The sequence below is a fragment of the Sphingopyxis sp. sgz302558 genome, assembly GCF_057220455.1.
In genome coordinates this window covers 23602-37455 of the sequence record NZ_JBXPUZ010000001.1, presented here as the reverse complement: position 1 = coordinate 37455, position 13854 = coordinate 23602, and the positions used below count along the sequence as shown (strand labels likewise).

The following is a 13854-nucleotide window of genomic DNA, read 5'->3' as shown; positions in this document are numbered from 1 at the left end:
TTGTCGTAGCGGCCCGGCTGCGTTAAGTTCCGATCATGCGCATCCCCTTGCTCGCCGCCGCTTTGCTCCTGCCGACAACGCTGGCCGCCGAAACGCTGTGGACGCCGCCGAACTCGGAAATCGAACGGCTGCTGCGCGGCTATGATACGACCAGCAGCTGGTACGCCCAGCGCAGCAAGGTGCGCGGCATCCCCGTGCTGGGCAGCGCGCAGGTGGCCCCTGCAACGCTGCGCAAGGCGCGGGTGACGCTCAGCCGCTTCCTAGCCAAGCTGCCGCCGTCGGCGGTGCGCGATTTGCGGCGCAGCGGCTTTGCCGTGGTGGTCATAGCGCGCGGCGAGCAGGTGAGCGATGTGCCCGCGGTGGGCGACCGTTTTGGGCCCGATGGTGACCGGCTTTATTGGGGCGGCTTTGGCGCGACGCCCGAATTGCCGATCGCGGTCGCGACTGAGGCCAATCTGACCGACGGTACGGGCGACGAGAATCTGCTCATCTATGCGCTCGCGGGCTCGCTGGCGGAGCTGGTGCTGAAACCGCAGCAGCCCGCGTTCCAACGCGATTTGCAGGCGGCCTATGACGGCGCGCTGGTGGCGGGGCGGTGGCGGCAAACCTATGCCCGCGCCACGCCCGAAACCTATTGGGCCGAAGGGGTGCAGAGCTGGTTCGGCGTCAACCGCCCCGGCCCGCGCGGCGGCGATGGGGTGCATGGGCGGGTGAATTCCGCGCGCGCGCTGCAAGCGCATGACCGGGCGCTTTACCGGCTGATCGACCGCACCTTTGGCGGCGTCACTTAATCCACTCGCCGCTTTTCTGATATTCCTCGCGCACCTGGCCCGATTGGCTGAGGCGCGGGTCGGTGTAAGCGCCGCGCGGTTCCGCGGCGGGCGCGGATGGCAGCACGGCGGGGCTGAACCCCGGCGCGGGTGCGGTCGCAGCGACCGGCGGGGTCATCGGCGCGGCGTCGGCGCCGGCAAGCGCGCCCGCGCCGCCCTTACCCAAAATCGCCACTTGCTGTGCCACGGGCAGATAGGGCCCCGGCACCGGCTCGCGCGCGGCATAGGGCGCGCGGAAGGCGTCAGGGGTGCCCCAGCGGCCGCGCCAGCGGTGGAAGATGTGCGCGCCGACAATGTTGGTCATGACGAGGGACTTGCCCCAGCGCGGCCAGATAGCCTGCGTGTGATAGTGCGTTGCCAGGCCGACCGAGGGGAAGACTTTGCCCGCCAGCGCTTCGGCGGCAATGCGGCTGGCCCGCGCCCAGCCGCTGGCCGAGGGCGCGCGCGCCATCGCGCCGTCGCAGGCAAAGGTGAACTGGCACACGCCGGCGCGCTGCGACCCCTGAAACACCACGCCGCACACCGTATTGGGAAAGCTGGGGTGGCGCACGCGGTTGAGCACCGTCTGCGCGACGCCGCGCATGCCATTGTCGGTCTCGCTGGCGGCCTCGTAATAGATGGCGGCGGTCAGGCAATATTGCGCGCGGCTGGCGTCGAGCGGCGTTGCGCCCTTGAACACATAGGGCCGCGCGGCGGGGCCGACATAGGCCGCCTCCTGCAATTGCAGCGACGTCGGCGTGGCGGCGGCCCCGGCGAGCGTGATGGCATCGGGGCGCGGAAGGGTGGGATCGAGCGCCAGCGCGGCTTCAGTGCTCGCGGCGTCGAACACCGCCCATTGCGCGGGGTCATAGGGCGTGAGGCGCACGGGCACCGTCACCGCATAGGGCGCGGCCTGTCCCGCGCCCGAGCCGAGCACCAGCGCGGCGCTGCCGATCACCACGGCGGCGGTGAGCCCCAGCCAGAAGCGGCGTCCGGGCGCAGCCGCGGCGGGTGCATCGGCATCAACGCCGGGCAGCGCGGCGGCGAGCGGGGTCGCGGGGGAAAAGCGATGCTCGGGAATCATGATGACAGCATTATGCCGCCAAAGACGAACAAAGCGTTGCCGCGCAAACGCGCTGTGCCGGGGTGGGACAAGGTGGCGGGCGGGGGTGTTACGGATACAAAAGACACCGCCGGTGCGCGCGAAACTGTATCCTTTGTATCTTTTGTGAAGATAGGCGGCGGTCGGGCGGATCGCCGGGACGGGCAGGGGCGAGGCGAAGTGCAGGCGCATCGCCGAGGTTAAGACAGATTTGGCGCGTGTAGGACAGGGGAAAGTGGGGGAGCGCATTAGGGCGCGCGCCGCCGGGGTGCTACACCGCCGCATCATGGTGGGGGGACAGATGCGATGAACGCGAACAAGGCCTTATGGGAAAAGGGCGATTTCACCCGACTCGCGGCGTGCATGCGGGCGAGCGGCGCGGCGCTGGTCGCCGACATCGGCGTCGCGCCGGGGATGGACGTGCTGGACCTGGGCTGCGGCGATGGCACCACCGCGATCCCGGCGGCGCAGGCGGGGGCCAATGTGCTGGGCGTCGATATCGCCAGCAATCTGGTCGCGGCGGGCAATGCGCGCGCGGCGGCGCTGGGCCTGAACAATATCCGCTTTCAGGAGGGCGATGCGTCGGCGCTGACCGATCTGGCCGATGATCGGTTTGACCTGGTGGTCAGCATTTTCGGCGCAATGTTCGCGCCGCGACCCGACGATGTTGCGCGCGAAATGGTGCGCGTGACGCGGCCCGGCGGGCGCATCGTCATGGGCAACTGGATCCCCGGCGACCCGACGCTGATCGCCCAGGTGCTGAAAATCAGTGCGTCCTATTCACCGCCGCCGCCCGAGGGCTTTGTCAGCCCGGTGCTGTGGGGCAAGGAAGAGGTCGCGCGCGAACGCTTTGCCGCGGCGGGGGTGGCGGACGAGCGCCTCAGATGTCGCCGCGTGATGTGGACTTTTGCCTTTGACGGCCCGCCGCGCGAATTTCTGAACATCTTCCGCGATTGGTACGGCCCGACGATGAACGCCTATGACGCGGCGGCGGAGGACGGGCGCGAGGGCGCGCTGGACGCCGAACTGCTGGAGTTGTTTGAGGCGCAGAATGTGAGTGGGGATAACGGGCGGACGGAGATTCCGGCGGCGTTTTTGCGGGTTGAGGTGGGGGTGTAGCAGCATCATATAGTATTACAAGATTAGCTTGATTTCAAATTCACTGCTTAGCTTGCGTTGAATTAGCTATGCCGAGATATCGTCTAGGGAATCTATCACACTTTGAATGTCATTCGGCTGTATTGCCCATCGATATGCCGGATGAATCTCCCACATATATCCGAAATCAACAGCATCATTAGATAGAAAGCGTCGTTGATCAAAATAGGTCCAAACTGCTTTTCCACTCTCTTCGCTTCGTGCTATAATAAAGTCGATTTTGTATAAAAATGAAAGCACTGACCTGTCAGTAACAGCGGTCTTAGATTTGAAGGAAACCCTAACCTGTTGTCGAATATCCTTAATCTTCGTTATCAGCTGATCCGTGGTAAATCTGTAGTTAATTGAAGCTTGCTTCTGTCGCTTTGATGGCTTAAATTTTAACAATAGATTCTTTATTTCAGGCATTTCACTTTTGAACTCGTTCACCAAATCTTGCAAGCGTTCGTCAGAATAGCTTTCGAATGCTGTGGTTAGGTCTTTTGAGCTTATTAAGTTGTTCTTCGAGCGGGCGGCTTCTCGCGCCGCTGCATGCAAAAGTTTTACAAGGTCACGAGGCCTCTTTCGGCAAAGTGACATAAGCGGAACAGAAACTGGAACGTTCTCCCATAGGCCCCGTCCCTGGTATATAGGTTCCATGACATCTGACAGAATTTCCTTGGAAATTCGAGCTTGAGAGAGGCCTGATAAGTCATTGTAGTTAGTCTTGTGGAAGTATGTCATAATACGAACGGCAATCATCCTTAGTATTTCATCATTACTCCATTGTAATCTAATTACATCCTGTTCAATTTTATCAGTTGATTCATCTGAAGTTCGCACAAGGAAATAGACATCTGTGCGCAGCGCAATTCTGCACTGTAGACCTTTATCAGAATTACAAAGATCACGGACAGCATTTATTAGAGCTGATATATTTGAAATGTCATCGTCACTAGCAGACCAGCCACGATCTACATCATCGATGTAGATTCTAACAATGTTATCTTTTAAGAACGATTCGGCAACTATAGAGTTTATTCCATCGTTTAGATTTGGCTTGATTAACTCGACGCATCGACGGATGAACGCCGTTGTTCTCTGTCCCAAATTTATTTGACCCAAAGCGGTGATGCTATCGACAGGATTGGCGATTAGTGAATCAACAGCTTTCTGTGCAACAATGCGCTTTATGCCAGATTTCCATCGCTCAATTTTCTGAATGAACGACTCATGGCCCTTCGTTGCCATCAATTCAGATATATCGTTTGGCTGAATTTCAACGGCCAACACATTACGGTCTAAGTCATCTAAGTAAGCGCGTCTCAATAGCGCTGACTTTCCGACGCCCTTGTGGCCAGTAACTATGCGAAGCGGTAGATCAGCTGTTAAATCGTCATATGCTCCGTTCTTGAGAAAATACTCTTTGAGGCGTTCCGGGTCTTCACTTTCGGCTGCTTCTGACCCGAATATTTTTCGAACTGTCGCATCGTCGAATGATATCGCCATATCATGCTAACCCCAAATTGAGAAAGGCAGGCTTCCTTAGTTTTGATAGTCAATTCGGGAAGCCCTTTGGCCTTTGAGTCCTCAAACCCGAAACCCGCCCATGTTCCGCTTGTTGGACTGCACCGACAGCAATTTCTTCCCCGCCGGCGTCAGCACCCATTTGGGGCCCTTTTTCTCGATCAGCGTCAGCGCGGCCAGCTCGTCGCGAACGGGGTCGTTCGGGAGTTGCGGGCCGCGGTTGCTGAGGCCCTCCAGGCATTTGCGCTGGGGGGCGGTCAGGATCAGGTTGGTGGTGGGGGCGGTGGTCACTCCGCCGCTACCCCTGCCGCCGCGAACATATCCGCTTCGCCCGCGCTGTCGTTGACGGCGACGGTTTCGCCGGGCTTGGCGCGTTTGCGCTTGTCGAAGCTGGACCACACTTCGCCCCAATTGCCGCGCGTCGAGGCTTTGGAATATTCGGTGGCGCGGGTTTCGAAGAAATTGGCGTGCTCCACCCCGTTGAGTAGCGGCGCGAGCCAGGGCAGCGGGTGTTCCTCGATCATATAGATGGGCTGAAGGCCCAGCTGGCCAAGGCGCCAGTCGGCGATGTAGCGGATGTAGCGTTTGATTTCCTTCGCCGTCATCCCCGGCACCGGACCCATTTCGAAGGCGAGGTCGATGAAGCCGTCCTCCAGCCGCACGACCTTTTGACAACAATCGATAATGTCTTCCTTGACCGATTTGGTCAGGCAGTCGCGTTCCTTGGTAAAGGCGTGGAACAGCTTGGTGATGCCTTCGCAGTGCAGGCTTTCGTCGCGCACCGACCAGCTGACGATCTGGCCCATGCCCTTCATCTTGTTGAAGCGCGGGAAGTTCATCAGCATGGCGAAGCTGGCGAACAGCTGGACGCCTTCGGTAAAGCCGCCGAACATGGCGAGCGTGCGCGCAATATCCTCGTCATTGTCGACGCTGAACTGGTGCATATAATCGCACTTATCCGCCATTTCCTGATAATCGAGGAAGGCCGAATATTCGGTTTCGGGCATGCCGATGGTGTCGAGCAGGTGGCTGTAGGCGGCGATGTGCACCGTTTCCATGTTGCTGAACGCGGTCAGCATCATCTTGATTTCGGTGGGCTTGAAGATGCGGCCATATTTGTCGTGGTAGCAATTTTGCACCTCGACATCGGCCTGCGTGAAAAAGCGGAAGATTTGCGTGAGCAGATTGCGTTCATGCTCCGAAATCTTCTGCGCCCAGTCGCGGCAATCTTCGCCCAGCGGCACTTCTTCGGGCAGCCAGTGGATCTGCTGCTGGCGCTTCCAGAAATCATAGGCCCAGGGATATTCGAACGGCTTATACTGGGTGCGGGCTTCGAGCAGGGGCATGGTTTACTCCAACAAAAAATCTATTTCCGACCATTGGGGTCGAAGTGGGGTGCGGCAGGTTCAGGACAAGAGCGAAAACAGCAGTAACAGGATGCTGACGGCGATGGCCGCCGTCGCAACGCCGCCCGCCGCGGTGGCGGCACGCCGCTTGCCGGGGTCGGCCGAGCGGCGCAGGCCGAGCGTCAGCGCAACCAGCGCGGCGGCGTTCAGCAGCAGCACGACGCCCAGCACCGGGACCATCCCACCGCTCACAGCGACCGCCTTACAACGCCGAAGATAGTCAGCGCGGCGAGGATGAGCACGGCGCCCGTCAGCCGCTGCGCCTGCGGGGTGCGGCGGCGCAGCGACGCGGGATCAACGCCTTCGGGCAGCGGTTCGCGGATGCCGGTGCGGTCGCCGCGCTGGCCCGGCTGGCGCACCAGCAGGTCGAGCCCGATGAAGGCGATGATCGCCAGCGCGCCGAAGAAAGCAATCTGGCCGATTACTGACACGCCAGGCACTCGTCATAGTCGGTGGTTTCGGCCGACAGCTCGATCTTGGGCGCGTCGGGGGTGTTGTCAGCCTCGACCCCGCCGGCGAACCCTGCACGCTGGATGGATTTCGAGCGCAGATAATAGAGCGATTTGATGCCCAGTTCCCACGCGCGGTAGTGGAGCATGAGCAGGTCCCATTTCTCGACATCCGCCGGGATGAACAGATTGAGCGAGGCAGCCTGATCGATATAGGGCGTGCGGTCGGCGGAAAGTTCGAGCAGCCAGCGCTGGTCGATTTCAAAGCTGGTCTTGAAGCAATCCTTTTCGTCCTGCGTCAGGAAGTCGAGGTGCTGGACGCTGCCGCCCTTTTCCAGGATCGAGTTCCACACCGCGTCGCTGTTCTTCGCCTTGTCGACGAGCAACGATTCGAGGTGCGGGTTCTTGACGATGAAGCTGCCCGACAGCGTCTTGTGGGTGTAGATATTTGCCGGGATCGGTTCGATGCACGCGCTGGTGCCGCCGCAGATGATCGAAATCGACGCGGTCGGCGCGATCGCCATCTTGCAGCTGAACCGCTCCATCACCCCCATGTCGGCGGCGTCGGGGCAAGGGCCGCGCTCGTTGGCGAGCAGCATCGAGGCCTGATCGACCTGCGCGCGGATGTGCTTGAAGATTTTCAGGTTCCACGATTTGGCCATCGCGCCTTCGAACGGCAGGCCGCGCGCCTGCAGGAAGCTGTGGAAACCCATGACGCCAAGGCCGACGCTGCGTTCACGGCTGGCGCTATATTTGGCGCGCGCCATCTCATCGGGCGCCCGGTCGATATAATCCTGGAGCACATTGTCGAGGAAGCGCATGACATCCTCGATAAATTGCTTGTCGCCCTGCCATTCGTCCCAGGTTTCAAGGTTCAGTGACGAGAGGCAGCACACCGCCGTACGGTCATTGCCCAGATGGTCGCGGCCCGTGGGCAGGGTGATTTCGCTGCACAGGTTCGAGGTCGAGACTTTGAGGCCCAGGTCGCGGTGATGCTTGGGCATCATCCGGTTCACCTGATCGATGAAGATGATGTACGGCTCGCCCGTGGCCAGGCGGGTTTCGACGACCTTCTGGAACAGGCTGCGCGCATCGACCGTGCCGCGAACGCTGCCGTCCTTGGGGCTCTTGAGGTTGAATTCGGCCCCGTCGCGCACCGCTTCCATAAATTCGTCGGTCAAGAGCACGCCGTGATGCAGGTTCAAGGCCTTGCGGTTGAAATCGCCGCTGGGTTTGCGGATTTCGAGGAACTCTTCAATTTCGGGGTGCGAAATGTCGAGATAGCAGGCCGCCGAGCCGCGGCGCAGCGAGCCCTGGCTGATCGCGAGGGTCAAGCTGTCCATCACGCGCACGAAGGGGATGATGCCGCTGGTCTTGCCGTTGAGGCCAACGGGCTCGCCGATGCCGCGCACGCTGCCCCAATAGGTGCCGATGCCGCCGCCGCGCGAGGCGAGCCAGACATTTTCGTTCCACGTGTTGACGATGCCCTCCAGGCTGTCGTCGACCGAATTGAGATAGCAAGAAATGGGAAGACCGCGACCGGTGCCGCCGTTAGACAAAACGGGCGTCGCCGGCATGAACCACAGGCGGCTGATATAATCGTAGATGCGCTGGGCGTGTTCGGCATCGTCGGCATAAGCAGCGGCAACGCGGGCGAACAGGTCCTGATAGGATTCGCCGGGGAGGAGATAGCGGTCCTCCAGCGTTTCCTTGCCGAACGCGGTGAGCAGCGCGTCGCGCGACGAATCGGTGGTGACCGCGAATCGGGGCGCGTGGACGGAAGCCGACTCGCTGGGCGCGTTCAGCTTGGCCTTGGGCGTTGATTCGGCGCCCTTTGCCGCATCCGTCTTTTCCAGTTCCACCGTTGCCACGTCGTTTGCCTCCACCCGGTCCGTATCGCGAAAATCCATCTCTTCTTGCCCCTGTTGCCGCCCCCTTTGCAAGGGCGATGTTCACATCTTGTTCGACTCGGGACGAACGTCCCGTTTAGCATTCTTAACCTCGCCGCGCCCGTTTTTTTGCCGGAACAAACGGCGCGAAAATCCCCCTCAGCGCGAGTCGCTTGACTGCGCGCCGCAGAAAACCGCCAAAAGCGGCCTGATACTATCTCTTGGGTATCCTCCCCCGGCGACCCACCATCCATAGTGCCATCACTGCGCGACGATGCAAGACGGTAAATGACAATTAAGCGACTCAATTCGTCGCCATTTTGATTCGCTTCGTCGCCAAAATCGCTTTGTGACAGCGGTGAAACGAAAGCGTCACGCGGCGGGGCGTTGGGCGATCAGGGGGTTGCACGGCAAAACCAAGCTGTTAGCTTGCCGAGAGCTCAAAGAGCGGGGCCATACCCGCCGGATGGAACAGGGAGAGGGGGCGCAATGAAGCGGCGCGGCGTGCGTCTGATCATCCTTGCGGTGCTGGCAGCGCTTGCCGTTTATGGCTGGCGCGCGGGCTGGTTTGGCGGCGATGAGGCGCGCCAGACGATCAACGGCAATGTCGAGGTGCGCGAGGTCGACCTTGCCTTTCGCGTGGGCGGGCGGATCGCGGCCATCGTGGTGGACGAGGGCGACGCTGTGAAGCCGGGGCAGCTGGTGGCGCGGCTTGAGGAAGCGCCCTTTGCCGATGCGTTGGCAAGCGCGCGCGCCGAAATCGACGTGGCCGATGCCGCGCTGACGCGCCAGCGCAACGGCAATCGCCCGCAGGAAATTGCCGAGGCCGAAGCGGCGCTGCGCGCGGCGCAAGCGGTGGCGGCCAACGCCGATAAGGAATTTGCGCGCGTCAATGATCTGGCGGCAAAGGGTTTTGTCTCGGCAGCGCGCGTCGACGCCGCGCGCGCGGCCAAGGACAGCGCGCGCGCCGAGATTGACGAGGTGCGCGCGCGGCTGTCGCTGCTACGCGAAGGAACGCGCGCCGACGCCATCGCCGAAAGCGCGGCAAGCCGGGATGCGGCACAGGCGCGCCAGCGGCGTGTCGCCACCGACATGGCCGACACGCAATTGTTCGCGCCCTCTGCCGGGGTGGTGCAGACGCGCGTAACCGAACCCGGCGCGATTGTTGCGGCGGGCGAACCGGTGCTGACGCTGGCGATCACCCAACCCGTGCGCGTGCGCGCTTATGTTCCCGAGCCATTGCTGGGCCAGATCAAGCCCGGGCAGCAGGTGCATGTGGTGGCGAGCGGCGGCAAGCGCTGGCCGGGACGGATCGGCAATATCTCGCCAACGGCCGAATTCACCCCGCGCACGGTGGAAACAGAAAGCCAGCGCGCCGACCTGGTTTACCGCATCCGCATCATCGTCGACGATCCCAAAGGCGAGTTGCGGCAGGGCCAGCCGATTACCGTGGATCTTGGTAAAGCCCGATGAGCTCCGTGCTCGCCAGCGTGACCGCGCTGGCCAAGCGCTTTGGCGAGGTCATCGCGCTCGACGGCGTTAATCTGCAGGTTTTTCCCGGCGAGACGCTGGGGCTGGTCGGGCCGGATGGCGCGGGCAAATCGACGCTGCTCAAATTGCTCGCGGGGATCGGCAGCGCCGATGCCGGAACCATTATATTGTCGCCCGTGGCGCAGGCGGCGCGCGCCTATATGCCCCAGTCGGCCGGGCTGTATGACGATTTGTCGGTGGCCGAGAATCTGGCGCTCTACGCCGATTTGCGCGGCGGGGCCGACGCGGACGCCCGTGCCAAGGTGCTGGCGGCGGCGGGGCTGAACCAATTCTCGGGGCGGCAGGCGGGGCAATTGTCGGGCGGGATGCGGCAGAAACTGGGACTCGCCTGCGCGCTGGTAACGCAGCCCAAACTGGTGCTGCTCGATGAACCCAGCGTCGGCGTCGATCCGGTTTCGCGCGCCGAGCTGTGGGCGCTGGTGCGGAGCCTGGCGGGCGAAGGCACGGGCATTGTCTGGGCGACCAGCAATTTGGACGAGGCCGACCACTGTGACCGCATTGTCATGTTGCACGAGGGACGCGTCCTGGCCGAAGGACCGCCCGCGCAGATTTCCGCCGCGATGACGGGGCGAGTGTGGCGGCTGGCGCTGGAAGGCACGCGCGCGCGGCGCGTGCTGGCGGCGGCGCTGGCCGCGCCCGATGTTATCGATGCGACCGTGCAAGGCGCTTCGGTGCGCGTCGTGGTGACGCCAGAGGCCAAGCCGCCGTTCGAAGGCGCGCTGGCGCAGATCAATGTCCAGCCGCTGTCAACGGCACCACCGCGGCTGGAGGATGCCTTTATCGATGCGCTGGGCGGCGCGCGTCTTGCCCCCAGCCCGTTGACCACAGCCTATCGCGACATTCCGCCTGCGACCGCGCCCGTGATCCTGGCCGAGGGGCTGGTGCGGCGGTTCGGTGACTTCACGGCGGTTCAGGGTATCGACTTGTCGGTGGCGCGCGGCGAGATTTTCGGGCTGCTGGGGCCCAATGGCGCAGGCAAGACAACATGTTTTCGCATGCTGTGCGGACTCATCAACCCGTCGGGTGGCACAGCGCGGGTGGCGGGGTTTGACATGGCGCGCGAGCGCGCGGCGGCGCACCAACAGCTGGGCTATATGGCGCAGCGCTTTTCGCTCTATGCCGCGCTGACGGCGACGCAGAATTTGCGTTTTTTTGCCGGGGCCTATGGCTTGCAGGGTGCGGCGCGCGACGCGGCGGTGGCGGGCGCGCTGGAGACATTCGGGCTGGGGGGCGTTGCCGACACGGGCGCGGGCGATCTGCTGCCCGGACTGCGTCAGCGCTTGAGCCTGGCCTGCGCGATCATGCACCAGCCACCGGTCCTGTTCCTTGACGAACCGACATCGGGGGTCGATCCGCTGACGCGGCGCGAATTCTGGTCGCACATCAACGCCATGGCCGAGCGCGGCGTCACGATATTTGTGACCACCCATTTCATGGACGAAGCCGAATATTGCGACCGGATCGCGCTGGTACACGGCGGACAGATGATCGCGAGCGGGCCGCCCGATGCGGTAAAGACGGGCGCGGGGGCCGACACGTTGGAGGCGGCTTTCTTTGCACTGCTCGACCAGCAACGGGTGGCGGCATGAGCGCGCGGCTGCAGCGCATGGGCGCGGTTATGCGCAAGGAATGGGGACAGATTCGCCGCGACCCTTCGACCTTTGGCATTGCGGGACTGCTGCCGCTGCTGCTGCTGTTCCTGTTTGGCTATGCCGTATCGCTCGACACGGCGGCGACGCGCACGGCTCTGGTGGTGAGGGACAATGGCGGCGCAGCGCAGCGGCTGGCGGGCGCTTTCGCGGCGAGCCCGTCGTTCCGCATCGCGCCGATGACCTCGGTCGATGATGCGCGCGGCGAACTGGTGGCCGGCAGGCTGCGCGCGATCATTGTGATCCCAGAGGATTTTTCGCGGACGGTAGCGCGCCGTGCGCCGGCGACGGTGCAGCTGATCACCGATGGGTCGGTGCCCAACACCGCCGCCTTCGCCGACGGCCATGCGCGCGCTTTGGTGCGGGCATGGTCGGCGGCCGAAGCCAACGAACGTGGTTCGGCGCGGCCGGGTTCAGGCGCTCAGGCGCTGCGCGTCGTGCCGCATTATGTGTATAATGCGACGCTGAAGAGCCGCTATTTTCTGGTGCCGGGCGCGATTGCCATTGTGATGGCGATGATCGGTTCGATGCTGACCGCGCTGGTCGTCGCGCGCGAATGGGAACGCGCGACAATGGAGGCGCTGCTTGCCACCGACCTTTCCGTGACCGAGATGATCATTGCCAAGGTGACGCCCTATTTCCTGCTCGGGCTGGGGTCGATGAGCCTGTGCGTGGCGGTCGCGGTGGGGTGGTATGAACTGCCGCTGCGCGGGTCCTTTCTGGCGCTGGTCGGGCTGTCGGCGGCGTTCCTGTTTGCAACGCTGGGGCAAGGCTTGCTGATTTCGGCCGCGGCGAAGAGCCAATTTGTGTCGACGCAATATGCGCTGCTATCGGGCTTTCTGCCGTCGCTGCTCTTGTCGGGCTTTCTGTTCGAAATCAGCTCGATGCCCGTCGCCATTCAATGGCTGACCTGGCTGGTCCCCGCGCGCTACCTGATTCCACCGCTGGAATCGCTGTTTCTGGCCGGCGATATCTGGGGGCTGATCTGGCCAAGCATGGCGGCGCTAATGGCGTTCGGGGTCTTCTTTTTCTGGCGCGCAATTTCCGCCACGCAGCGGAGCATTTCATGAGCCGGCGCGGGGCAGCGATCACCCGGCTGTGGGCGCTGATGGTCAAGGAATTGCAGGTCGTGCTGCGCGACAAAAAGGCGCGCACGACTTTGCTCATCTCGCCCGTGGTACAATTGCTGCTGTTTGGCCTTGCAACCACGCTGGAGGTGCGCGGCGTCGATATCGGGGTGGTCGCGCGCGACAATGGTGCGGCGACACAAAGCCTGGTCGCCGCCATTGATGCCAGCCCCTGGTTCGACGAGGTCAAACGCTATCCTGATGCCGATGCGCTGCGCGATGCCATCGATGTGCAAGCGGTGATGGGCGGGGTGCTGGTAGGCGATTCGCTCGACGACCGGCTGGCGAGCCATGAGGGAGCCGAGCTGCTGGTGCTGCTGGACGGGCGGCGCGCCAATGCGGCGCAGATCGTCGCTGCCTATCTGGACGAAATTGCGCGGCAACAAGGGGCGCGGCGAGGGGGCGATGCGCCGATCGCGGTGGTGACGACGCACTGGTTCAACCCCAACCTGATCTATCTGTGGTTCACCCTGCCCAGCCTGATCGTGGTCATCGGCGCGGTGCAGGTGATGTCGGTGTCGTGCCAGTCGGTGGCGCGCGAGCGCGAGTTCGGCACCATCGAGCAACTGGTGGTGCTGCCTTTGTCGGCATGGCAGGTATTGGTTGGCAAGCTGACCCCGGCGTTCCTGGTCGGGATGGCGACCGCGACCTTTTTCGTGGTCTTCATCCCGCTCGTCTATGCCGTGCCTTTGACCGGATCGCTGCTGCTGCTTTATGCTGCGCTGGCGCTTTATTTCATCGCGCTAGCGGCGCTGGGGGTGGCGATCTCGCTGCTGGCGCGCAACCAGCAACAGGCGTTTCTGGGCATGTTTCTGGCGACCATCCCGATCATCCTGCTGTCGGGCTATGCCGCGCCGGTGGACAATATGCCCGGCTGGCTCCAGCAAATCGCCTGGTTCGACCCCGCCAGCCACATATTGACGGTGGTCGAAGGATTGTTCCTGAAAGCCATGCCGGCGGGCGCAGTATGGCCGCAGCTGTGGCCGGTTGCGCTGGTGGGCGCAGGCGCCGCCGTGTTGGCCTGGTGGCTGATTGACCGGCGGCTGCGCCACGGCGATTGAGGTTCGTTGCGCGCAAGTGGCTGATAATTGTCCGGTTTCAGGGCATATTGTAGTAAACGCGCCACTATGGCGGACAAATGAACCCATTTCGCCGCAGAATCACAATAAAAGCGATTGCCAATCGGCAAGTGTCTGTCATCCTTACCA

At 62.6% G+C, this 13854-nt stretch carries 13 protein-coding genes; 6 read left to right on the top strand and 7 right to left on the bottom strand.

The genetic code is table 11. The features are described 5' to 3' along the window. Positions 1 to 35 precede the first annotated feature (35 nt). A complete protein-coding gene (locus AC2TC0_RS00180; protein WP_484715469.1) occupies positions 36 to 791 on the top strand; it encodes a hypothetical protein in 756 nt (251 codons plus the stop codon). Here the strand turns inward: AC2TC0_RS00180 and AC2TC0_RS00175 are convergent. Further along, positions 784 to 1893 carry a cell wall hydrolase gene (locus AC2TC0_RS00175; protein ID WP_484715468.1) on the bottom strand — a complete coding sequence of 370 codons (1110 nt, stop codon included), beginning with the start codon at positions 1891 to 1893 and terminating at the stop codon, positions 784 to 786. The genes AC2TC0_RS00180 and AC2TC0_RS00175 overlap by 8 nt on opposite strands. A gap of 324 nt (positions 1894 to 2217) precedes the next feature. Between AC2TC0_RS00175 and AC2TC0_RS00170 the strand changes: the two genes are divergently transcribed. Beyond that, positions 2218 to 3030, top strand: coding sequence for a class I SAM-dependent methyltransferase (locus tag AC2TC0_RS00170; protein WP_484715467.1), 813 nt, complete (start codon positions 2218 to 2220; stop codon positions 3028 to 3030). 66 nt (positions 3031 to 3096) lie between these two features. On the opposite strand, the gene AC2TC0_RS00165 is transcribed toward AC2TC0_RS00170, so the two are convergent. From AC2TC0_RS00165 to AC2TC0_RS00140, 6 genes are all read right to left on the bottom strand, one after another. Beyond that, complete coding sequence (locus AC2TC0_RS00165; RefSeq protein WP_484715466.1) at positions 3097 to 4557, bottom strand: P-loop ATPase, Sll1717 family; 1461 nt, start codon at positions 4555 to 4557, stop codon at positions 3097 to 3099. An 81-nt stretch (positions 4558 to 4638) separates the two neighbouring features. Then, positions 4639 to 4866: a hypothetical protein gene (locus AC2TC0_RS00160; RefSeq protein ID WP_484715465.1), complete on the bottom strand. Its 228-nt coding sequence runs from the start codon at positions 4864 to 4866 to the stop codon at positions 4639 to 4641. Further along, positions 4863 to 5921, bottom strand: coding sequence for a ribonucleotide-diphosphate reductase subunit beta (locus AC2TC0_RS00155; RefSeq protein ID WP_484715464.1), 1059 nt, complete (start codon positions 5919 to 5921; stop codon positions 4863 to 4865). The genes AC2TC0_RS00160 and AC2TC0_RS00155 overlap by 4 nt, the downstream gene beginning before the upstream one ends. 60 nt (positions 5922 to 5981) lie before the next feature. Continuing rightward, the gene (locus AC2TC0_RS00150; protein WP_484715463.1) at positions 5982 to 6173 is read right to left on the bottom strand and encodes a hypothetical protein; all 192 of its coding nucleotides are present in this window, start codon (positions 6171 to 6173) and stop codon (positions 5982 to 5984) included. Then, a complete protein-coding gene (locus tag AC2TC0_RS00145) occupies positions 6170 to 6412 on the bottom strand; it encodes a hypothetical protein (RefSeq protein ID WP_484715462.1) in 243 nt (80 codons plus the stop codon). Before AC2TC0_RS00145 ends, AC2TC0_RS00150 begins: the two co-directional genes overlap by 4 nt. Then, positions 6403 to 8340 carry a ribonucleoside-diphosphate reductase subunit alpha gene (locus AC2TC0_RS00140; RefSeq protein ID WP_484715461.1) on the bottom strand — a complete coding sequence of 646 codons (1938 nt, stop codon included), beginning with the start codon at positions 8338 to 8340 and terminating at the stop codon, positions 6403 to 6405. The genes AC2TC0_RS00145 and AC2TC0_RS00140 overlap by 10 nt, the downstream gene beginning before the upstream one ends. 468 nt (positions 8341 to 8808) lie before the next feature. Here AC2TC0_RS00140 and AC2TC0_RS00135 point away from each other — a divergent pair, with 468 nt between their 5' ends. Genes AC2TC0_RS00135 through AC2TC0_RS00120 form a run of 4 tightly spaced genes read left to right on the top strand, consistent with a single transcriptional unit; the run spans position 8809 to position 13707 of the window. Further along, the gene (locus AC2TC0_RS00135) at positions 8809 to 9792 is read left to right on the top strand and encodes an HlyD family secretion protein (protein WP_484715460.1); all 984 of its coding nucleotides are present in this window, start codon (positions 8809 to 8811) and stop codon (positions 9790 to 9792) included. Beyond that, complete coding sequence (locus AC2TC0_RS00130) at positions 9789 to 11459, top strand: ATP-binding cassette domain-containing protein (protein ID WP_484715459.1); 1671 nt, start codon at positions 9789 to 9791, stop codon at positions 11457 to 11459. Before AC2TC0_RS00135 ends, AC2TC0_RS00130 begins: the two co-directional genes overlap by 4 nt. Continuing rightward, positions 11456 to 12589: an ABC transporter permease gene (locus AC2TC0_RS00125; RefSeq protein ID WP_484715458.1), complete on the top strand. Its 1134-nt coding sequence runs from the start codon at positions 11456 to 11458 to the stop codon at positions 12587 to 12589. The genes AC2TC0_RS00130 and AC2TC0_RS00125 overlap by 4 nt, the downstream gene beginning before the upstream one ends. Further along, on the top strand, positions 12586 to 13707 hold the full coding sequence (locus tag AC2TC0_RS00120; protein ID WP_484715457.1) for an ABC transporter permease: 1122 nt from the start codon (positions 12586 to 12588) through the stop codon (positions 13705 to 13707). Before AC2TC0_RS00125 ends, AC2TC0_RS00120 begins: the two co-directional genes overlap by 4 nt. The last annotated feature ends 147 nt before the right edge of the window (positions 13708 to 13854 follow it).

Coding starts and splice junctions, on each gene's coding strand:
- AC2TC0_RS00180 (WP_484715469.1), top strand. CDS start 36: ATGCGCATCCCCTTGCTCGCCGCCGCTTTGCTCCTGCCGACAACGCTG.
- AC2TC0_RS00175 (WP_484715468.1), bottom strand. CDS start 1,893: ATGATTCCCGAGCATCGCTTTTCCCCCGCGACCCCGCTCGCCGCCGCG.
- AC2TC0_RS00170 (WP_484715467.1), top strand. CDS start 2,218: ATGAACGCGAACAAGGCCTTATGGGAAAAGGGCGATTTCACCCGACTC.
- AC2TC0_RS00165 (WP_484715466.1), bottom strand. CDS start 4,557: ATGGCGATATCATTCGACGATGCGACAGTTCGAAAAATATTCGGGTCA.
- AC2TC0_RS00155 (WP_484715464.1), bottom strand. CDS start 5,921: ATGCCCCTGCTCGAAGCCCGCACCCAGTATAAGCCGTTCGAATATCCC.
- AC2TC0_RS00140 (WP_484715461.1), bottom strand. CDS start 8,340: ATGGATTTTCGCGATACGGACCGGGTGGAGGCAAACGACGTGGCAACG.
- AC2TC0_RS00135 (WP_484715460.1), top strand. CDS start 8,809: ATGAAGCGGCGCGGCGTGCGTCTGATCATCCTTGCGGTGCTGGCAGCG.
- AC2TC0_RS00130 (WP_484715459.1), top strand. CDS start 9,789: ATGAGCTCCGTGCTCGCCAGCGTGACCGCGCTGGCCAAGCGCTTTGGC.
- AC2TC0_RS00125 (WP_484715458.1), top strand. CDS start 11,456: ATGAGCGCGCGGCTGCAGCGCATGGGCGCGGTTATGCGCAAGGAATGG.
- AC2TC0_RS00120 (WP_484715457.1), top strand. CDS start 12,586: ATGAGCCGGCGCGGGGCAGCGATCACCCGGCTGTGGGCGCTGATGGTC.